Here is a 20,609-nt window from a genome sequence, read left to right on the forward strand (position 1 = left end):
TCGCCGCCGCACCCTCGTCGCCTTTCGGCCCACTGGGCGCGAAGGCGCAACCCGAGGCCCTGATGGTCAAGCTGGCGAGGCCCGTGTCGGCGGCACGCTTGCGCGCGCGACTGGCAGCCGGCAACCCTGCCACCGAGTCGTCGCTCGATCGGGCGCTGGCCCGGATTGACTGGGCGCGCGTCCCGTCGCAGGGCGACGGCTTCCGCGCCGCCCTGCTGGCGGAGCCCGGGGTCGTGGCCGTGCTGCCCAGCCGCACCCTGCGGGCCCTGGGAACGGCTGGTCGCAGGGTCGGCTCCGCTCCGTACAACGATCCTCAGGCGTCGGTGCAGTATGCCCTCGCGCGCGTCGACACGCCCGGCGCGCACGCGGTGACCACTGGCTCGGCTCGCACGACCCTGGCGATCGTCGACACGGGCGTCGATTACCGCCATCCCGACTTTCGAGAGGCGACGGGGGCAGCCACCCGCGTGGTGAAAGGCGAGGACTACGTCAACCTGGATGGCGACCCGATGGACCGCAACGGACATGGCACGCATTGTGCCGGTATTGCTGCCGCCACGGCCAACAACGGCGTCGGTATCGTGGGGCAGGCGCCGGGCGTGCGGCTGCTGGCCGAACGGGTGCTGGGGGACAACGGCGCCGGCAGCGATGCGGCGGTGGCGGCGGGCATCATTCACGCAACCGACCAGGGCGCCTCGGTGATCAGTCTGAGCTTGGGGGGCCCCGAGGCCGTGCCCGTGATTGACGACGCCGTGCGTTATGCGCAGGCCCGCGGGGTTTTGCTGGTGGCAGCCATGGGCAATGAAGGCGGTTTGCGGCCCTCCTATCCGGCCGCCAATGCGGGGGTGCTGGCCGTGGGGGCAACCGACGCCGCCGATGCGGTGTGCGGCTTCTCCAACCGAGGCGCCTGGATTTCGCTCTGCGCGCCGGGCGATGCGATCCTCTCGACCCTGCCCGGCCCGGCGGGCTACGGTTTGAAGAGCGGCACCTCCATGGCCACGCCCTGTGTGGCCGGAGTGGCGGCCCTGCTGCGCGATCGCCACCCCGACTGGTCTCCCGCGCAGGTGCGAGCCAGGCTGGAAGCCACCAGCGACGACTTGGGCGCGCCCGGCTTCGACCCGATCTTCGGCCACGGACGCCTTAACGCCGGGCGGGCGCTGCGAGGCTGACGCCTGCTCGACGGGCGGCCGCGCGGGCCTGCCGCCCCTCTGCATCTCGATGCTGAGGCGGCGTCAGGCAAACCCGGCCACGACGGAGTGGGGCCACGGGCCAGGCTGGCGGCTCGCCGGACGTGAGCCCTTGCCCACTGAGGACCACATGGCTCGCTAGAGGTGAGCCCTCCGCCGCCGGGACGCTAAGGGTCCGCCTGCGACTCCATGGGCCAGATAAGAGATATTATCTGGGAAGGCGCGAAGGGTGAACGATTTCATGCGGGTTTCCAGCTTTTTTGGGGGTGGTGCCCTGCACGGCTTGTGATTCCAGTTCAGATAATCGGAGGTTGCGGATGAGCCCGCTCCAAGAGATCGGCCGAGTGTCTGGACGTTGGAACTCGTGCTTGGGTGGTGGGCGGTGTCATTCTCGGACCATGCCTTCCGGGAATGAGCCTCGGCCTCGCCGACCCCGGGCAGCCCCAGCTGCTGCCCCATCGGACCCGCTGGTTCGTGCGGCTTGGAATGAGATTCCCTCAAGAAAAGCGTGTGGGCGTTTGCCTCGTGTCGTGTTGCTTGCGCTACCATGGCCTGAGGCAATTGCTCCGCGTTCCGTGTGGGTGGCCGCCGTGCGAGGGCTGGAGGTCGGTTTTGGACCTGGACATTCGCTGGAAACAACGATTCGACAACTTTTCACGGGCGCTTGTGCTGCTGCGAGAACCGTTGCAGCGCGCGCCTGAGTCATTGTCTGCCCTGGAGCGAGAGGGCACGGTCCAGCGCTTCGAGTACGTGCTCGAGCTGGCCTGGAAGACCCTCAAGGATTACATGGAGGCCCAGGGTGCCATGTTCGAACCCGTCACCCCAAAAAATGTCGTAAAAGAAGGCTACGCCGCCAAAATTCTGGCAGATGGGCAGGTCTGGATTGACATGCTCGATCACCGGAACTTGCTGTCGCACACCTACCGGCAGGTGACCTTCGAGCAGGCCGTGCAGGCCATCCGAGATCGCTATCTGGATGCCTTCGAGGGGCTCCACGCCTGGCTCGGCGCGCGGTACGATCAGCCGTGACCGATGGGACCGGGCTGTCCGAGCAGCACCTGGATCAGATTCGAGGGGTACTAACCCAGTTCCCCACCGTCACCGGAGCCATCCTGTTCGGCTCGCGAGCCAAGGGCTGCGCCACGCCGCGTTCGGACATCGATCTCGCGCTGGAGGGCATCAGGGAACCCCTCGAGACTGAGCGCATCGCACAGCAACTTGAGTCCCTGCCCCTGCCCTGGCGCTTCGATGTTCTGGCGCTTGAGACGATCGACCATCCGCCCTTGCTCGCTCATATCGCCAGGGTCGGCCTTCGGATTTATCAAAGGACCGGCTGAACCGTGTGTGCCCCCTTGGATGATCAAGGGCATTTCTGCCCGCCGTGAAGATGGCACTGAGATGAAGCGAGAGTCTACGGCGAATATAATCGATAACATTTGTTATCAGGAAATATGTCGCCGTATCGTTTCCCAAAACCTGCTAGCATGACCCATCGAAGCCCCCTTGGAGACTTTTCCCATGGCCAAATACGACCCCATCGCGATCGAGCCCAAATGGCAGCAGTACTGGGACGCCCACAAGACCTTCAAGACGCCGGACCTGCCGACCAAGCCCAAGTACTACGTGCTTGATATGTTTCCCTACCCCTCGGGGGACGGGCTGCACGTGGGGCATCCGGAGGGGTACACCGCCACTGACATCGTGGCCCGCTACAAGCGCATGAAGGGCTTCGACGTGCTGCATCCCATGGGCTGGGATGCCTTTGGCCTGCCGGCCGAGCAGTATGCCATCAAGACCGGGATCCACCCGGCCGTCATCACGCGCAAGAACATCGACAACTTCCGTCGCCAGATCAAGTCGCTGGGCCTTTCGTACGACTGGGACCGAGAAGTCTCGACGGCTGATCCGGACTACTATCGCTGGACCCAATGGATCTTCCTGAAGCTGTTCGAACGGGGCCTGGCCTACGAGGCCGAGATGCCTGTGAACTGGTGTCCTGCGCTGGGGACGGTGCTGGCCAACGAGGAGGTCGTGGACGGAAAGTCCGAGGTGGGGGGGCACCCGGTTGAGCGCCGCATGATCCGGCAGTGGGTGCTGCGCATCACGGCTTACGCGGAACGCCTGCTGAGCGGCCTGGAAGGCCTCGACTGGCCCGAGAACATCAAGGAGATGCAGCGCCACTGGATCGGGCGCTCCGAGGGCGCCGAGATCGACTTCACGCTGCAAGGGCGCGAGGACGGCTTCACGGTCTTCACCACCCGTCCCGACACCCTGTTCGGCGCCACCTACTGCGTCCTGGCGCCCGAACACCCCTTGGTCGATGCCATCACCACGCCCGCGCAGCGCGAGGCGATCGACGCCTATCGCCAGGCGGCCGCCCGCAAGAGCGACCTGGAACGCACCGATCTGGCCAAAGAAAAGACCGGTGCCTTCACGGGCGCCATGGCGATCAACCCGGCCAACGGCGAAGCCATCCCCGTCTGGATCGCTGACTACGTGCTGGCCACCTACGGCACGGGCGCCGTCATGGCCGTGCCGGCGCACGATCAGCGCGACTGGGAGTTCGCCCGAGCGGTGGGCCTGCCCCTGCGTCGCGTGATCGAAGGAGGAAACCTCGACGAGGCCGCCTTCACCGGCGATGGCCGGCATCTGGATTCCGGTCCGCTCGACGGCCTCGACAACTCGGCGGCCAAATCCCGCATGGTGGCTTGGCTGGAGGAACGCGGGGCTGGCCGGGGCAAGGTCACCTATCGCCTGCGCGACTGGATTTTCAGCCGCCAGCGCTACTGGGGAGAACCGATCCCGGTGCTCCATCAGCCCGACGGACGCATCACGGCACTGGCCGAGGACGAGTTGCCGCTGACACTGCCGCACCTGGACGCGATCACGCCCTCGGGCACGGGCGAGAGCCCGCTGGTGAACGCCGGCGATTGGCTGAAGGTGGGGGAGGCCTCGCGCGAAACCAACACCATGCCGCAGTGGGCCGGCAGTTGCTGGTACTACCTCCGCTTCATTGACCCGCGCAACACGGAAGCCTTCGCGGCCGAGGACAAGCTGGCGGCCTGGCTGCCGGTCGATCTGTACATCGGTGGAGCCGAACACGCCGTGATGCATCTGCTGTATGCCCGCTTCTGGCACAAGGTGCTGTTCGATTGTGGCCTGGTCACGACCGAGGAACCCTTCCAGAAGCTGTTCAACCAGGGGATGATTCTCGGTGAGAACAACGAGAAGATGTCCAAGTCGCGCGGCAACGTGGTCAACCCCGATCACATCGTGGCCAAGTACGGGGCAGACACGCTGCGCCTCTATGAAATGTTCATGGGGCCACTGGAGGCGACCAAACCCTGGAGCAATACCGGGGTGGAAGGGCTGTTCCGCTTCCTGCAGCGGGTCTGGCGCCTGTTCATCGCGGAGGACGGCTCGCTCAATCCGGCGATCGCCGAGGTGCAAAACGTCGACCTGACGCGCCTGTTGCACAAGACCATCAAGAAGGTGGGCAGTGATATCGAGGGCTTGCGGTTCAACACCGCTATCAGTCAGATGATGATTCTGCTCAACGAGGCCAACAAGGCGGAACACCTGCCGCGGGCCGACATGGAGGCCTTTGTGCTGCTGCTGGCCCCCTTCGCGCCCCATCTGGCGGAGGAATTGTGGGTCCGCATGGGGCACGTCGGGTCGTTGGCTTACGCCCCCTGGCCGGCTTACGACGAGGCCCTCACCCGCGATGCCGAAGTGGAATTGGCGGTTCAGGTCAACGGCAAGTTGCGCGCGCGCATCGTGGTGCCGGCCGAGGCGGAGAAGGAAGCGGTGTTGAGCCAGGGCAAGGCGGCGGTGGCCGAATTTCTCGACGGCAAGGCGATCGTCAAGGAAGTCGTGGTGCCGGGACGCCTGGTCAATCTGGTGGTCTCTGGCTGAGGCCTGACTCCACGGCCTCGGCACGCCACGCGTAGGCAGCTTGGAGCACTTGCTGGTGGTTCCAGCCGGTGAAGCCAGGCTCGCCCTCGTCTTGGTGGCCCCGAGCGGGCTCAATTTCACGGCGTTCCCCGCCCCGAGAGGCTGCTTCTGGCGGGTATATAGCCCGCGTGGCTTCAGGCCCTCAGGGCAGTCCTGCAGGAAGCGCGCGTGGGGCCTCCGTTGACGGGATCATGCACATATTGACAGCTCCTGCGGGTGCCTGGAATCGCTGGCTTGTTCCCGCTGCCGTGGTCGGAATCGCCGCTTGCTCGCCGCCCTCGGTCGCCCCGGCGCCTGTGTTGCCTCAATCGGCCACGCCGACGGTGGCGGCCAGTCTGTCTGTCTCCACGGCCTCGCCTCGCCTCAGGCCGCTCGAACGCGTGATGACCCTGCGCACCGGGGAAGTCCTTTCCGGCAAGGCGCTCGCGCTGGGCTCATTGGCGCCCAACGCGGCGGTCGTCAGAGCTGAACGTTTTGACGTTTTGGAGGCGCGCATCGCCCTGCTGCCGGTGGCGGTGCTGGCCTTTCGATTGCAGCAAATGACCGTCGAGAAGCCGCTCCAAGATGCCCTGGTAAGTCCGCTAGGGCCTGATTTCAACTGGGCAGGCGGCAATCCTGGCGCCTACACGGATGAGGCCGGTCGTTTCAGCCTGCGCTTCGTCTCGCCCTCGACCACGCCTTTCCTGGACGTGCGGGCTCACGTCGGCGGGCGCACCTTCCGGATGTTTGGCTGGACCCGGTCGCGTGAAGGCGTCACGGTCGACCTGGCCTCGACCCTGGTGGTGCGAGAGGTCCTGAGGTTCCGCCAGCGCAGTGAGAATCTGGCGACGTTCAACGCCATCCGCGATGGGGATGTTGAGCCGCTGCTCCTGCGCCTTCGTCGGCTGCTTGAAGGCGGGTTGCCGGCCGGGCTCAGCTTTGACCCCTATTCGGTGTCGGTGCCGCTGGGTGACTGGACGCAGGAAGGTGACCGGGCCGACGGGGCCTTGCGGCTGCTGGATGAACTGGCACGCCGTGACGCCAACGTCTCGCGGGACATCGATCGGCTCTACATGGCCTGTAATGTTCAGTTTACCGGGATGCGCGATACTGCTCGTCTGGCGGTATCGCGCCCTGGACGGCAAGCCGCCTTTGCCCTGTCTCCCCAGGCCCCCCCGACGCCCACGCCCGCGCGCCCACCCACGGCAGCGCCGACGAGCAGCCCCAGCCCCAGCCCGAGTCCGTCGCCATCTGCCAGTCCCAGTCCCGGCCCATCGCCGTCCGCCAGCCCCAGTCGACCGCCTTCGGCAAGCCCCTCACCTGTTTAACGCGCCCGACCTGCCATCGTTCAGGGGTGGTATGCGGCCAGGAAATCGGCCAGGTGGACCACCTGTACCTCCGGGAGTTGCTGCTGCAGGCCTCGGGCCAGTTGCATCAGGCAGGGCGGATTGGCCGTGATGACTTGGGTCGCGTGCGTGCTGCGGATGTGGTCGAGCTTGTGATTCAACAGGCTGTCCGAGAGTGCGGCCTGTTTCAGCGTGTAGGTGCCGGCCCCTCCACAGCACCAATCCGCCTCGGGCAGTTCCACCAGCTCCACGTTGGGTAAACTCGCGAGCAACTGCCGGGGGGCGCTCCGCACGCCTAGCCCGTGGGCCAGATGACACGGATCATGCCAGGTGACGCGCACGGCCGGACGCGGACTGGGGGCGGGCAGGCCCACCCGCACCAGGAAACTGGCCAGGTCCGTGGCCTTGGACGCCAGGGTTTGCGCCTCCCCGCGCTCAGGCAGCAGCGAGCCGTATTCGTGCAGGGTCGCGCCACACCCGCCCGCGTGACTGATGATCGCCTCGAATTCCTGACCCTGCAGCGCGGCCAGGTTGGCCTCGACCCGTTGGATGGCCCCTGTCCGATCACCTTCATGCAGGTGGACGGCGCCGCAGCAACCGAGTGCCGGCGGCACCCAGACGCGGTAGCCGGCGCGCGTCAACAAGTGGACGGCTGCCCGGCCCGAGGACGCATAGAGGGCGGAACCGGCACAGCCAGGCAAGAAGGCCACCACACCGCGTTCCGGTCCCTGGGCCGGTGTCCACTCGGGCAGCCACGAAGCCGGGCGCAAAGGCCCATCAGGCAGCAATTCCAGGGCTCTCGCCAGTCCGCCCGGTAACCAGCCCGGGGCGCGTCCACGCCGAACCAGCAGGCGCTTGGTCAGGCGCCCCGGGATGGCTGCCAGCGACAGTCGCCGGGCATCCGGCAACACGTCCCGCACGATCTTGCGCCAGGCGCGCAGCCCCACACCAGCAGGACGGGAGGGCTCGACGTGCTCGGCTCGCACCCGCTCGAGCAGGCTGCCATACTGCACGCCCGCGGGGCAGGCGGTTTCGCAGGCGCGGCAGCCCACGCAGCTGTCAAAGTGGGGGTTGACCTCCGGACCCGCCTGCAAGCGACCCTCCTCCAGGGCGCGCATGAGGTACAGCCGACCCCGCGGGGAGGCGGCTTCGTCGCCCGTCTCCCGGTAGGTCGGGCAGCGCGTCAGGCAGAGGCCACAGTGGATGCAGGCATTCAAAAGCTCGGTGTTGGTGGGTGAGGGCACCGGTTCAGCCTCCCGCTGCACGGCCGGGCGCGAGGATCCCCTGCGGGTCCCAGGCCAGCTTGAGGGCGCGCATGATCGGGCGATCGGGGCGTTCCGGCCCCCACACATCCACGAGCCCACCTTTCCAGTTCGTTGGACAAGCCTCCACCATCCAGGTCCCGCGCAGGCGCGTCATCAATGACGCCAGCTCGGCGAAGAACTCAGCCGGTGCCTCGGGAGCGGTCGCCCAGCCCACGCGCACCACCCCATTGCCCACCTCCCCCCAGAGCGCGCCAGGGGGGCACGAGAGTGACGCCAGACCTGTCAGCAACTCCGGCACCCGATCGGGTAGGCTGATCAAGCGCAGGCGCAGTGCGCCACTCTGGCGCGGGGTGGAGAGGGACTGCAAGGCCTCCTGAAACGGGGCGCCGGTGTGATGGGCGATCGCCAGCCCCTGACGCTTGACCAGCGCATCAAACCGTTCGGCTTGCCAACTGACGGTCTCGGCCGCCCCCTCGAACACCACGGCCAGATACACCCCACGAGCCACGAAGGTGTGGTGGGCCTCCAGCAGACCGGTGGTCAGCGTCAGGGCGTGAGGCGCGAGACCTTCGGCCTTCACGGCGGCCAGCAGGGGAAAGGTGGCGTCCAGTGGGTCGCAATGCACGACCGAGAGCACCTGCTTGGCGGGCAGCGGGTCCAGCTTGAAACAGACGGACGTGATCACCCCGAGCGAACCCAAGGCCCCGATGTGCAGCTTGCCAAGGTCGTAGCCTGCCACGCTCTTCACCACCGGGGCGCCGCTTTGCACCAGGTTCCCCTGGGGAGTGACCACCTGCATCCAGAGCAGGCGATCGCGCCACGTGCCGTGACGCAGGCGACGCGGCCCGGCCACCCCGGCGGCGATCGCTCCCCCCACCGTGGTCCGTTCAGGCGCCTCCACATCCATGGGCAGGCACTGCCCGTACTGGGCCAGCTGGGCGTTCAGGTCGCTCAGCGTCACGCCACTGGAGACCGTCACCGTCAGGTCGCCGGGAGCGTGCGCGATGGGAGCCCGCAAGGCCGTCAGGTCGAGGGCGGCGTCATAGCGTTGGAGGGCATCTCCCAGCGACATGTGGGTGCCGAACCCCCACGGGACCACCGCGAGGCGTTCGCGGGACGCTTCAGCCAGGCATTTCGCCGTGGCCTCGGTCGTGTCTGGCCGCCAGAGTTGTCCGGGCAGCCGGCCATCGACGCCAAAGGCCTCCAGCGGTCTTGCGGAGGGAAGTTCGGCCTTCAGCACATCGGACCTCCTCCCAGTCGACTGGGCCCTGCCTCGGCACAGCCACGCCGAACGGGAAACAGCTTGCCCGGGTTCATGCGGCCGGTGGGGTCGAAAACCTGCCGCCAGGCTTGCATGGTTTCTCGGTCGGCCTCATTGAACATCAAGGCCAGGTGGTCACGCTTTTCGATGCCCACCCCATGCTCCCCCGTGATGCTGCCGCCTGCATCGACGCACACCTTCAAAATGGCTCCTCCAGCGGCCAGCACGCGGTCAACCTGCGCGGGGTCGCGTTCGTCGAACAGCAGGATGGGATGAAGGTTGCCGTCTCCGGCGTGAAACACGTTGGCGACGCGCAAGCCGTGCGCCTGCGCGATGCTCGCAATGGCCTCCAGGACCTCCGGCAGCTTGGTGCGGGGGATGACGCCATCCATCGTCACCTTGCTGGGAGCCAGCCGCCCAACGGCCCCGATGGCCTTTTTGCGCGCCAGCCAGAGGCGATCGCGGCTGGCCGCGTCGCTGGCCTGGGTGACCGACACGGCCCCGTGCTGTTGCAGCAAGCTCGATACGCGGGCAGCGTCAGCGCTGAGACCCGCTTCCAAACCGTCCAGTTCCACGATCAAGGCCGCTCCCGCATCCAGCGGGAGTCCGATGGCGAAGGCTGCCTCCACGGCCTGGATGATGGCGCCATCGAGCATTTCCAGGGCCGCCGGTAGGATGCCTTGCGCGATGATGGCGGAAACCGCCTGACTGGCATCGCGAACGGTGTTGAAGATAGCGAGAAAGGTACAGACGGCGGGTGGCACCGGGGTGAGGCGAACGATCGCCTTGGTGATCACGCCGAGCGTTCCTTCCGTTCCGATCACGGCGCCGAGCAGATCATAGCCGGGGGTCTCATCCCACTCACTGCCGATCCAGACGACCTCGCCGTCGGGTTGGACCAGTTCTACGGCCAGTACATGATTGACCGTGACGCCGTATTTCAGGGTGTGAGGACCACCCGAATTTTCCGCGATATTGCCCCCGATCGTGCAGGCGTGCTGGGAACTCGGGTCCGGCGCGAAATGCAGCTTGGCTTCCGTCACGGCCTGAGTCAGGTGCAGGTTGACCACGCCCGCCTCGACCGTCGCCCGCTGGTTGGCGCCGTCCACGGCGAGGATCCGATTCATGCGCGAGAGGCCAATCAGAATTCCCCCGTGGGCTGGTGTGCTGCCACCTGCCAGGCCCGTTCCTGCTCCTCGCGGGGTCACAGGGACGCCGTGGCGCGCGGCGATGCGCATCACGGTGCTGACCTCGCGCGTGCTGGCAGGCAGCACAACCACGCTCGGGGCCCCCTTTTCGATGGTGTAGGCGTCGCAGTCGTAGGCCAGCCGGTGAGCGGCGTCCCTCCAGACCGAACCGGCGGGGAGGGCTGCTTCCAGCTCCGCCAGCCAAGCAGCTTCGGTTGCTTGCAGTGTCATGCCTGGATCATAACGCATTGCCTGCGCCTGCGCTTGCCCCTTCAGCGGAAGAGCAGACACGCCTTTCGCCCTGCTGCTGGCCTTGCCCTGTCAGGTGACGATCAGCCGTGGGGCACCACGCCAGCGCACGAGGGTGATGGACCTGAAGATTAACAATTTATTTACGTTTTGATAACCGAATACCCCCGACGGGCAGCGATAAGCATGGAGGTTCAGCTGCCCATCTGCGTCTGCCAGAAAGGAACCGAACATGCCCGCTCCGGTTCAAACCGCTAGTGCCCGCATTCCCTCCTCGCGTTCGACGGGAGAGGGCAGCGTCACGGTTCAGTCGGGCGAAACGCTGTACCGCGTCGCGGCGCGTGCCATGGGATCGGGGGCACGCTGGCGGGACCTCTACGAGGCCAATCGGGCGGTGATCGGCAACGACCCTCACCTTCTGCAGGTGGGGATGGTCTTGCGGATTCCCGCCCTGGGCGGTGTCACGCCTCCGGCTGCCCAGCCGGCTCAAGCGCCCAAGCCTGGCGTTCCCACGGCTCCCAAGAAGCCCAGTGCGCCCACCGCGCCGACGCCTGTTGGACCGGTGGGCCGGCCGGGCGATCGCGATGGCGATGGGGTGAGCGACCGATACGATGCGTCGCCTGACAATCCGCGCGATCGCCGCTGGAACGAGCAGGCTGCCAAGGAATACGAGTCGTTCGTGCAGACGCAGACGCGCAAGATGATCGGGCGGGGAGTCGAGATTGACTGTGCCGATTTCGCGATCAAGTTGCTCAGCGACTTTTGCAAGTTGGTGGGCTTGCCCAATCCGATGGGCAAACAGGCCGATGCATTTCACGCGTATGGGCCTGGCCGGACGGGCGGATTGCCCAATGTGAAGGGGCCGAACTATTTCTTGCCTGGCCTGAACGCCGACAATTTCGCCAAGCACCACACCAAGGTCGTGAATGATGCGAACGGCAATGGCGTGCGTGGTTATGACCGCCGGACCGGCGCTGTCGATGTCGAGGATTTGCGCCCGGGAGATGTGCTGTTCTATGACTGGGACAAGGATGGCATCGTCAACCACACCGTTCAGGTGGTCGACGTGAGCAAGGACGGTCGGGTGACCTTGGCCTTCGGCACTTACGACACCGTGGGGGGTGGCCCCCTGACCTGGGGGGCGCTCGACCTGCAGCCGGTCAGTGAGATGGTGCTGGAGCCCGGCAGCGCGGAATATCGGCAGTGGCTGGGGGCGGGCAACAACCTGTGGGGCGTGCGCCGAGGAAACTGGATGCCTGACAAGCCCGCCGCGTGAGTCCAGGAGGCCTGGCCTATTTGGTCAAGGCACCTTGCGAGATCAGGAAGTTCAGGTATGTCTCGAGCTGCTTCAAGCCGTCGGCATTGAGCATCTCGAGTTTCTTGAGCAGGCTTTTGAGTTCTTCCGGGACGACAATCGGCATCGCCTGTTCGACGTGCTGACGCGCGGCCTTTGCCACCACGTCGGTGCCCTGCACGAGCCCGCTGGCGAGGTCGGGAATCGTTTCGGCGGCGGGGCGACCCGACAGGAGCGCTTCAAGCGGGCCGACCGCGCCCTTGATGCCCAGCATTTGCAAGATTTGCTGCTCGGTGACGCCCACTTCACGCGCCCGACTGGCCATGAAGGCGCCGAGCAATTCGATGGGATTGGGGGGCGTGGTCATGAGGAGTTCCTCGCGTCAGGGCGGGTCAGAAGAGATCCTGAAGTTTCGGCAGCACGCGACCCGCGCGGCGGCCCGTCAGCGTATCAATGTAGTGCTTCAGGGCCAACACCTCTCGCCGATGAAAGAAGACCAGACCGTCGATCACCACAAACGGGCGAATCTGCCCCCAGCGTTGATGGTCCTGGAAGGCTGCCGGACTCACGCCGGCCAGTTCGGCGGCATGGTTCGGCGTCACCAGATCGTCGCTTTCCAACCACACGCGCCAACCCCTCCTGCTCGAGCAGGGTAACATAATCGACTCTGGCTTGGAAACATGCCTGCCTGCCTGGCTTTCAGGTGCTTTGGCTGGTAGCATGAAGCTTCTTTTTCGACGGAGAACGTGCGTGACGATCGATCTCGAACAGTTGCCGGAACAGGCGCGGGTGCGGCGCACGAAGCTGCAAGCCCTCAAGGAACAAGGCGTGGATGTTTACCCCACGCGCTACGACCGCAGCGTGACGGCGGCGGACCTGCAGGGACGCTACGAGGCCCTCGAAGCCGGTGCTGACACCGAGGACGTGGTTCGCGTGGCTGGACGCCTGATGGGGCGCCGTGGGCAGGGCAAGCTGGTGTTCGCGGACCTCGTGGACGAGACCGGCAAGATTCAGATCACCTTCTCCCTGGACAAGTTGGGGACAGCCTGGATGGAGCGCCTCGATTTGCTCGACCTTGGCGACATTCTCGGGGTTGAAGGGACGGTGCGCCGCACCAAGCGCGGGGAGCTGTCGGTGGCGGCCGGCCAGTGGACCTTCTTGAGCAAATGCCTCAACCCGTTGCCGGAAAAGTGGCATGGTCTCGCCGATGTGGAACTGCGATATCGCCAGCGCTACCTGGACCTGATCGTCAACCCGGAGACCCGTGATGTGTTTCGCAAGCGCTCGCTCGTGATCCGGACGTTGCGACGTATGCTGGAAGACAAGGGCTTCATCGAGGTGGAAACCCCGATGCTGCAAGCCATCCCCGGTGGTGCAGCGGCACGCCCGTTTCATACGCACCACAACGCGCTCGACATGCCTCTGCACCTGCGCATTTCGCCGGAGCTGTACCTCAAGCGGCTGGTCGTGGGGGGATTCGAAAAGGTCTTCGACCTGAACAAGAACTTTCGGAATGAGGGCATCTCCACCCGTCACAACCCCGAATTCACCATGATGGAGCTTTACCAGGCGTATGTCGACTACCGGGACATCATGGAACTGACGGAGGAACTGGTCTGTGGCGCCATCGAGGCGGCCTGCGGGGGCCTGAAAATTCCCTACCAGGGGGAGACCCTGGACTTCACGCGTCCCTGGCGGCGCGCCACCATGTCCGACCTGATCCAGGAGAAATTGGGCGTGGATGTCGCAGCGATGTCGGTCGAGGAACTGTCCGCCCTGGCCGCTCGCGTTCAGGCCAAGAAGCCGGCATTGCCGACCCACGGTCATCTGGTCAACGAGATTTTTGAAGCGGTGGCAGAAGGGGACCTGATTCAACCGACCTTCGTGATCGATCATCCGGTCGAGATTTCCCCGTTGGCGAAGCGGAAGCCGGAGATGCCACACCTCACGGAACGTTTCGAGGTGTTTGTGGCGGGGCGCGAACTGGGCAATGCCTTCACCGAGTTGAACGACCCGATCGACCAGCGGGAGCGCTTTGCTGCCCAGCTCAAGGAGCGGGAAGCCGGCAACGACGAGGCCCACACCATCGATGAGGACTACCTGAACGCCCTGGAACTGGGCTTGCCTCCGACCGGCGGCCTGGGCATCGGCATCGATCGTCTGGTCATGCTGGTCGCGGACACCGCCTCGATTCGTGATGTGATCCTGTTTCCTCACATGCGTCCGCGTGAATGATGTCGCTCCTGCCCTGGCTACGGCCTGGCCGTGATTAGCTGAGCCATCCGTGCCCTCCGAAATGCTTGCCCAACTGGCTCGAGCGCGCGTGGTGCCGGTGGTCCGAGCGCCCGACGCGGGTCGCGCCGTGGCAGCCTGTCGGACCCTGAAAGCCGGAGGCCTGGCACTTGTGGAAGTGGCGCTCACCACGCCGAATGGCGTCGATGCCATCCGGCAACTTGCCCGAGACGGCTTTCAGGTGGGGGCCGGCACGGTGATGGATGCCGCCCAGGCCCGTGCGGCGATCGCTGCGGGAGCCTCCTTTGTGGTATCTCCGTGCCTGGTCCCGGAGGTGTTGGCGGTTGCGCGGGAGGCCGGAGTGCTGGCGATACCAGGTGCCCTGACGCCGACCGAGGTGCAGGCCGCCGCCTCGCTGGGCGTGGAGTTGATCAAGGTCTTTCCGGTCGCCAGTGTCGGCGGGCCCGCTTACTTGCGCCTGTTGCTGGACCCCTTCCCCTCCCTGCGCTTCTTTCCCAGCGGCGGCGTCGGCCTGGCCGAGGCTGCTGCCTACTGGGCGTCTGGCGCGGTGGCCCTGGGGGTGGCATCCGCTGTGGCCCCACAGGCGGCGATCGCCGCCAACGACCAGGACCACATCCTGGCCTTGGCACGACAGTGGAGTGCCCTGGTTCAGAACCACCACGGCCCCACGCACTGACGGCGAAGGGCACACGAGCACGGGCAAACAGATCACGCGCTGGGGACGGCAAGCTCAGTGGGGCCTGCGGAACCCAGCGCGTGAAGGTGATCGTGCCGTTGAAACCGCTCAGACCTTCTGTTTCAACGTCGACAGGAAGCGGTCGCCGACAAAGTTGAGCATGTGGGCAAGCTGCTCCCGCGCCACCAGGGTGTCCTTCAACTCGATGAAGTTGAGGATCAGTTCGCGGAACTCATCACTGGGGGTGGTCAGCTCATCGAAAGGCAGCGCGAAGAAACGCTCGACGATATCCTGCTCGTTGGCAATCAGCTTTTTCCAAACTTCGTGCAGGTCACGTTCGTCATGCTCGTAGCGGTTGACCCGGATGGTGTCCAGGTTGAAGGTTCGACGGAAGGATTCCTTGACCTCCTGCTCGTTGAGCGCCTCTTCCCAGATTTTCAGGTTGTCGCTGGCCGTCAGCATGATAGCTGCGCCCTTCTTTTCCATGCGCTCAAGCTGCTTTTCCTTGACCACCAGTTGTTGCTGCGAGGCCTCCAGGCCCTTGATGCGCTCGAGCAGGCGCCCGTTTTCCTCGACCAGTCGCGACACCTCTGCGCGAGCGTCTTGCGCTTGGCTGGTGCCTCGCCGCGCCTCTTTCTCCAGCCGATCGATCTGCTGCTTGAGCGGCAGAATCTCGTCGCGAACTTTGGAGGTCTTGTCCGCAAAGTCCTGGCGGGACTTTTGCAACTCCCCGATTTCCCGGCGCAGTTGCGCTTCCACCCGCTGCCAATCGCCGGATTTGGTGTGCAACTCGGCCTTGGCCCGGTCCGTCGCTTCCGCCAGTTCGGCGCGCCGTTTTTCCTTGTTTTCTTCCAGCAGGCGCTTGAACTTGTTTATTTCCTCCTCCGCCTTGGCAAGCTTGGCGTTCAGGAGACCCTTCTGTTCTTCCATCTCGCGCCGGAGGTCTTCGACCACGCTCTCCGGCACGCCACCAGCCACGGCCGTCTCTGCAGCAGGAGCTTCGGTGGCCTCTGCGGCGGGCTTGGCCTTGGGGGGCTTGAGGGTGGTCAGCACCTTCGCCGGGAATTCATAAGGACCCAGTCGGCCATAGGCATTCACTGGGGCAAATTCCGACGACTTCAGCCACTTCTTGAAGGCTGCCGTGGCGTCCTTACTCCCGGCCTCGATGGCTTCTTCATCCGCATTTTCAGCAGCGTCGCTGTCTCGCTTGAAGATTTCAGGAAACTCCGGAATGGTGCCCAACGAAGCGGCGTTGTCCTTGACCCAAGCGCTGAAGACCAGCGCCCGGATCTTCTTGTCCGAGGCGACCAGCGGCGCCAGGAAGGCGTTTACCTGGGCCTCACGGGCCTTGCCCACCGCCATCTTCTGGGTCCCCAGAAACTGAGGGCGCAGGCGATCGTTGCGCTCGACGAGCTCCTGCTTGCGGCGCAGCCCGAGGCCGCCGAGAACCGTCTCGACCGCTTGGTTGAGCGCCTGCGCATCCGTATCCAACTTAGCCAATGGAAAGCTCCTTCCGGGCGAACGGCACGAAGAAACACGCGATGGCTTTGAGGTCCTCGTGGAAGCCTTCGGCGCGCCGCTGACTGAGGAATTGCTGGTATTGAGGGGAGTCGAGCAGCTCGCTCATCCCCAGATCGATGGCAGCCTGGAAATCCCGCGCGGCAGCCTTGCGTAACCCACGCGCCACCAGGAGCTGCGCTCTCTCGTAGCGAAGCTCCGCGGCCTTCGGGTCGGCGGCGATGCGGTTGTTCAGCTCCTCGATTTCCGGCTCGAAAGCTGGATTTCGCACTTCGACCGTGCCGGCGGCCATGCCGCCCTGCAAGGTGGGGACAAACGCCTTCACCGTGACCACGGGATGATCTTTGCTGCCCGGAATGACCAGGGAAATTTGCCGGTCCAACGACCCGTCGGTATCCACGTCGAGTTTGGTCAGCCGCGTGCCGTCGGGCGCGAACGCCTCCAGGCGAATTGGCACATCCTCGGGGCCATCGGCCGCGATGTCCAGGACGGCGACTCCGTCGATCAGGTACTCGCTGGCGGCTTCGAATCGTTGAATGCGGGGGTGCCACACCACGCTGAGCGTGCCGAACGAGCGCCCATCGATGCAGACTTCCAGATCCGTTTCGTGATGGGTCAAACTCCCCGACAAGCTGCCCAGCGGGAAGGTGGCGAAGCCTTCATAGAACTCCTCCAACAACGGGGGCTGGGAACCGGCCTGCAGGCTACCGTTCTGGCCACCGGCCGCAAACAGAACCAGCGTGAGGTGGTCGAGTTCCTCGTGCCCAAGGACGGTTTTCCTGACCCAAGAGCCTTCCTGGTCGTCCAGCAGCCGGAACCCCCCCACGTCGGGCACGACCGAGACGGGCACCTCCACGGAGGGCACCGCAAAGCGCAACTTGCCCTCCAGGGGACGTGGAGCGAAGGGCGGGTTCTCCATCGCGTCGCGATCGACGATGGGACGCCCCAGTAGCAGGTCCATTTGACGCAGGCCGCCCGGGAAGCAGGGGACCGAGGCTTTGGCCGAAATGGTATAGACGGCTTCTTCGTCCACCAGCCCCTTGGGGGATACAGCCAGGTCTAGTTGGGGCAGCACCAGGAGGTCCCGGCGACCCAAGCTCCGGCCGGCCGCCCGCATCGCCAAGGTGTAGCGCCCTGCAAAGTCGTGTTCGGGCGGGGCGTCCAAGGCACGACGCACCATCGCCCCCGACAACCGCCGGTTTTCGGCCGGGAAGTTCATCAGCCAGTTGAGTTCAGCCCACGTCAGAGAGAACAGGGCAACCCCGTCTCGTTCCAGCGTCACCAAGGCTCCGTCCAGCAGGCAGACGTCGTCCACGAACAGACTGTCCACCGTTGCCACCGTCAGCCCGGACGGGCTCTCGGGAGCAAACACCAGCGGGGCAGGCGCCGAAGGCATGTCGCTGGTCTGCCAGACCCCCTCGATGCGGTAATCAAAGTTCCATTGGTGCCGCCCGTCCACATAGATTTCCAGTGGAGCGGTGCCTTCCAGCCAGGTCAAACGATGGAGCTCGTACCCCCCTTGCCGTCCCAAAGCGGTCACGCCGATGTCGCGCATCTGCATCGCGCCCGTGTTGACCGGACGGGTGGAGAACAGGATGTAACTGCCGCAACCGAACATCCGCGGCGCTTCCGACGGAGGGGTGAACCCCGCGTCGGCCTCTCCCATCAGCGCCATCTCGGGCAAGGGCAGGCGCCGGCGCAGGGCGCGGCCCGCGTGGGCCAGTTCGCTGCCGGTGGCATGGTCTTGAAGCACCAGGTCGACGTGACCGGGTTCCGGCGTCGTGAGCAGGAGGGCCTGGTCTGGCAGCTCCCCCATGCCGTCGGCGGAAAGTTCGAAGGTCAAACGCCCGGAGGTCTCAGCTTGGGGGCACTCCAACTGCACCGTCATTCCGGCGTACTCAGGGAGGCAGACTTTCAGCCCACGCACGCGAACCGCCAAACGAGGTCCCACCTCCGCCAGCGTTTCCAGGGCAAGGGTCGAGCCCCAGTGGACCCCCTCGCGGCAGGCCACACTCCGGCCTTCTACCGAGACGCGAACCCCGGGCCGCCACGGCGCCACAAAAAGCCAACCGCCCGCCTGCTTGTCATCGAAGAGCGCGCGTCCCCGCTCCAAGCTGGGCCATTCATCCCAGGTGATGGCGACCTCATCGGCGGAACGACACACGAACTGAGAGCCTACGCGTCCCTGGTTCGGCAGAGCCGCCAGATCCGACAGGTCCAGCCCCTCGTTGGGGCTGACCAGATAGACTTTGTGCTCGATCCGGTACACCCCCCACTGGGGAACGCCAAAGCACTTGTCTACCATGGCCAAGCTGCCACTCGGCAGGCGCACTTCCGCACCCCGCGGGAAACTGGCCAGCACGCGCTGGAACTGGCTGGGGTGCCAGGCCTTGCTCAAACCTTCCTTCAAGATCCGAAGTGCTTCCTCGTCACCTTGAAGCAGCTTTTTAGGCTCGATGCCCGTCCAGTTGAGGATCAGGTCCGGTTGGGTGAAGGCATCGTCGAGACGCCAGCGAGGCTGGGTGCGAAGGCCGACCATCAGGTCGCACAGCTGTTGAATGAACGGGACCACCACGCCAGCGTTGGGGAGCAGGCGAGGGGCCAACGTCTCCAGCAGCGACACTGCGGCAGGAGGTAGCCCCTGCCGCAGGGACTCGTCTTGAAGTGGCGCCAACGGTTCCTCGCAAGGGTGAAACCAGCGCCAGTAGATCACGAAGTATTCGCAGGCCGCGATCAGCAAGCCCTTCGGTAATCCAGCCGCCACCAGAAGGGATTCGAGCAATGCCTTGGGGTCGGTGCGCCCAGGGATCGGCAGACCCGCCTCCCGCATGGCGGTTGGCAGCAGGCGCTCGAACAGGTCCCATTCTGGTTCCTTCCCCATCAACGCCTTGTAGCGAGCCGGGAAGTCAGACAGCCCGTCACCCTGCAGCAGGAGACTGCAAATGGCGGCCAAAGCCAGCCTCCGACCGCCCACTTCAAGCCTGGCGTTGTTGGTGATTGGCTCCTCGGGATCCTGCCGGATCAGGGTCGCCAGGACGGCGGCGAGGTCGGGAAGAATGTCCGTCAGGTCTGTGCCGGCGTAAGGCACACTTCCTGTGACGTGAGCCTGGCGAGTGGCACCGCGCAGACCTTCCAGGCGTTCCGAAACCTTGACGACGTGTTGTTCGAATTCCGCCGTGGAAAGTAAATCTGGCATGGAGGCGGGAGAATCCTGTTCGAGTAATCTGCCACTCTTGGGGCACATCGGCTCCCCCAACGCAGGGGGCATCCGGGCGAGTGCGGCGCGAGAGCAAGGCTCGCTTTGCCCTTCAGTGTACCGCACTTGCCGGATTCTGTTGAGAGTGGCAGATCATTTCTCTCCTTCGGGTATCTAGGGGAAGAGGAGACCAGCTGTGAGCCAAGAACCCGCCGTCTACAAGCCGACTGACCTGACCTACGGCAACTACCTGAAAGTGCCTCAGTTGCTATCTTTGCAGCAACTGCAATCCAATCCACCCCATCACGACGAGATGCTCTTCATCGTGATTCACCAGGCCTATGAGCTTTGGTTCAAGCTGATCCTGCTGGAATTGGAAAACGCCATGGCGTACATGGGGCGCCGGGAAGTGTTGCGGGCTCACCATTTCTTGCGTCGGGTGGTCGAAATTCAGAAGGTCCTGGTGAGTCAGATTCACATCTTGGAGACGATGACGCCGATCGAGTTTCTCGGCTTCCGTGACCACCTCAATCCAGCCAGCGGGTTCCAGTCCTTTCAATTTCGTGAACTCGAATTCATCGCTGGACTCGTCGACGAGTCCTACTATGACCACTTCATCGAACAGTCGGGTCTCGACAACCTGCGCCAGCGGGCCGCGCATCCGGGGCTGTGGGCCTGCTACCAGAAATTACTGGCAGACCTCGGCTTTCCGGTTCCCGCCCCCATGGCCAATCAACCCTCCGAGGGGCCGGAGCGGGACCAACTGTTGAAGGTTCTGGCCTCGCTCTATGAACATCCGGAGGCCCAGATGGAGCTCTACATGCTGTCCGAAGCGTTGGTGGACTTCGACACGCAACTCGGACTCTGGCGCTTCCACCATGTCAGCGTGGTGGAACGGGTGATTGGTCACAAGGTGGGAACGGGAGGCTCGAGTGGCTCCGGCTATCTCCGTTCGACGCTGACCAAACGATGCTTTCCTCTGCTCTTCGAAGCCCGCAGTCTGCTGGGCGGCGCTGCAGCGGCGCCCTATGGGGCATCTCCCACGGCCGAACGTTCTACGGGTGGTCCTCCGACCGGCGGCTGCCCCTTCCACTGACCCCCGTCCGCCGGCGACCAGCGACGGGCACGTCGACGCCCGCGGCCTTTCACGTCCATCCGATCAGGTTCAAGACCTTCTGGCAAAGGCTTGCAGGGGTCTGGAATACTCGGCCTGTGGCCCGTGGTTGCTGCTTCTCCAGAAGCCA

At 65.0% G+C, this 20,609-nt stretch carries 16 protein-coding genes; 9 read left to right on the forward strand and 7 right to left on the reverse strand.

The features are described from left to right. The 5 genes from VKP62_00850 to VKP62_00870 all read left to right on the forward strand — a co-directional run. Nucleotides 1-1,169, forward strand: a 1,169-nt coding sequence (locus tag VKP62_00850; protein ID MEB3195728.1) for a S8 family peptidase, incomplete at its 5' end; no start/stop codon positions are given. A gap of 630 nt (nucleotides 1,170-1,799) precedes the next feature. Then, complete coding sequence (locus VKP62_00855; protein MEB3195729.1) at nucleotides 1,800-2,216, forward strand: nucleotidyltransferase substrate binding protein; 417 nt, start codon at nucleotides 1,800-1,802, stop codon at nucleotides 2,214-2,216. After that, nucleotides 2,213-2,524, forward strand: a complete 312-nt coding sequence (locus VKP62_00860; GenBank protein MEB3195730.1) for a nucleotidyltransferase domain-containing protein — start codon at nucleotides 2,213-2,215, stop codon at nucleotides 2,522-2,524. The genes VKP62_00855 and VKP62_00860 overlap by 4 nt, the downstream gene beginning before the upstream one ends. 181 nt (nucleotides 2,525-2,705) lie before the next feature. After that, the gene (leuS, locus tag VKP62_00865; protein MEB3195731.1) at nucleotides 2,706-5,102 is read left to right on the forward strand and encodes a leucine--tRNA ligase; all 2,397 of its coding nucleotides are present in this window, start codon (nucleotides 2,706-2,708) and stop codon (nucleotides 5,100-5,102) included. A gap of 230 nt (nucleotides 5,103-5,332) precedes the next feature. Next, a complete protein-coding gene (locus VKP62_00870) occupies nucleotides 5,333-6,448 on the forward strand; it encodes a hypothetical protein (GenBank protein ID MEB3195732.1) in 1,116 nt (371 codons plus the stop codon). 20 nt (nucleotides 6,449-6,468) lie between these two features. On the opposite strand, the gene VKP62_00875 is transcribed toward VKP62_00870, so the two are convergent. The 3 genes from VKP62_00875 to VKP62_00885 are packed head-to-tail and all read right to left on the reverse strand — an operon-like array spanning nucleotide 6,469 to nucleotide 10,410. Continuing rightward, nucleotides 6,469-7,710, reverse strand: coding sequence for a (Fe-S)-binding protein (locus VKP62_00875; protein MEB3195733.1), 1,242 nt, complete (start codon nucleotides 7,708-7,710; stop codon nucleotides 6,469-6,471). A 4-nt stretch (nucleotides 7,711-7,714) separates the two neighbouring features. Continuing rightward, complete coding sequence (locus VKP62_00880) at nucleotides 7,715-8,971, reverse strand: FAD-binding oxidoreductase (GenBank protein ID MEB3195734.1); 1,257 nt, start codon at nucleotides 8,969-8,971, stop codon at nucleotides 7,715-7,717. Further along, on the reverse strand, nucleotides 8,965-10,410 hold the full coding sequence (locus VKP62_00885) for an FAD-linked oxidase C-terminal domain-containing protein (GenBank protein ID MEB3195735.1): 1,446 nt from the start codon (nucleotides 10,408-10,410) through the stop codon (nucleotides 8,965-8,967). Before VKP62_00885 ends, VKP62_00880 begins: the two co-directional genes overlap by 7 nt. Nucleotides 10,411-10,660: 250 nt before the next feature. Here VKP62_00885 and VKP62_00890 point away from each other — a divergent pair, with 250 nt between their 5' ends. Continuing rightward, the gene (locus VKP62_00890; protein ID MEB3195736.1) at nucleotides 10,661-11,704 is read left to right on the forward strand and encodes a LysM peptidoglycan-binding domain-containing protein; all 1,044 of its coding nucleotides are present in this window, start codon (nucleotides 10,661-10,663) and stop codon (nucleotides 11,702-11,704) included. Nucleotides 11,705-11,720: 16 nt separating this feature from the next. Here the strand turns inward: VKP62_00890 and VKP62_00895 are convergent, their stop codons facing one another. After that, nucleotides 11,721-12,089 carry a hypothetical protein gene (locus VKP62_00895; protein MEB3195737.1) on the reverse strand — a complete coding sequence of 123 codons (369 nt, stop codon included), beginning with the start codon at nucleotides 12,087-12,089 and terminating at the stop codon, nucleotides 11,721-11,723. Nucleotides 12,090-12,114: 25 nt separating this feature from the next. Beyond that, nucleotides 12,115-12,348: a hypothetical protein gene (locus VKP62_00900; protein MEB3195738.1), complete on the reverse strand. Its 234-nt coding sequence runs from the start codon at nucleotides 12,346-12,348 to the stop codon at nucleotides 12,115-12,117. A 94-nt stretch (nucleotides 12,349-12,442) separates the two neighbouring features. On the opposite strand from VKP62_00900, the gene lysS reads away from it, so the two are divergent. Then, on the forward strand, nucleotides 12,443-13,957 hold the full coding sequence (gene lysS / locus VKP62_00905; GenBank protein MEB3195739.1) for a lysine--tRNA ligase: 1,515 nt from the start codon (nucleotides 12,443-12,445) through the stop codon (nucleotides 13,955-13,957). Nucleotides 13,958-14,006: 49 nt separating this feature from the next. Then, on the forward strand, nucleotides 14,007-14,651 hold the full coding sequence (gene eda / locus VKP62_00910; protein ID MEB3195740.1) for a bifunctional 4-hydroxy-2-oxoglutarate aldolase/2-dehydro-3-deoxy-phosphogluconate aldolase: 645 nt from the start codon (nucleotides 14,007-14,009) through the stop codon (nucleotides 14,649-14,651). A gap of 108 nt (nucleotides 14,652-14,759) precedes the next feature. Here eda and VKP62_00915 read toward each other — a convergent pair whose 3' ends face one another. Both VKP62_00915 and VKP62_00920 read right to left on the reverse strand, forming a co-directional pair. After that, complete coding sequence (locus tag VKP62_00915; GenBank protein MEB3195741.1) at nucleotides 14,760-16,151, reverse strand: hypothetical protein; 1,392 nt, start codon at nucleotides 16,149-16,151, stop codon at nucleotides 14,760-14,762. Beyond that, nucleotides 16,144-19,365, reverse strand: coding sequence for a hypothetical protein (locus VKP62_00920; protein MEB3195742.1), 3,222 nt, complete (start codon nucleotides 19,363-19,365; stop codon nucleotides 16,144-16,146). The genes VKP62_00915 and VKP62_00920 overlap by 8 nt, the downstream gene beginning before the upstream one ends. 196 nt (nucleotides 19,366-19,561) lie before the next feature. On the opposite strand from VKP62_00920, the gene VKP62_00925 reads away from it, so the two are divergent. Beyond that, nucleotides 19,562-20,461 carry a tryptophan 2,3-dioxygenase family protein gene (locus VKP62_00925; GenBank protein ID MEB3195743.1) on the forward strand — a complete coding sequence of 300 codons (900 nt, stop codon included), beginning with the start codon at nucleotides 19,562-19,564 and terminating at the stop codon, nucleotides 20,459-20,461. The last annotated feature ends 148 nt before the right edge of the window (nucleotides 20,462-20,609 follow it).

It is taken from the genome of Candidatus Sericytochromatia bacterium, assembly GCA_035285325.1.
Taxonomy (GTDB): domain Bacteria; phylum Cyanobacteriota; class Sericytochromatia; order S15B-MN24; family JAQBPE01; genus JAYKJB01.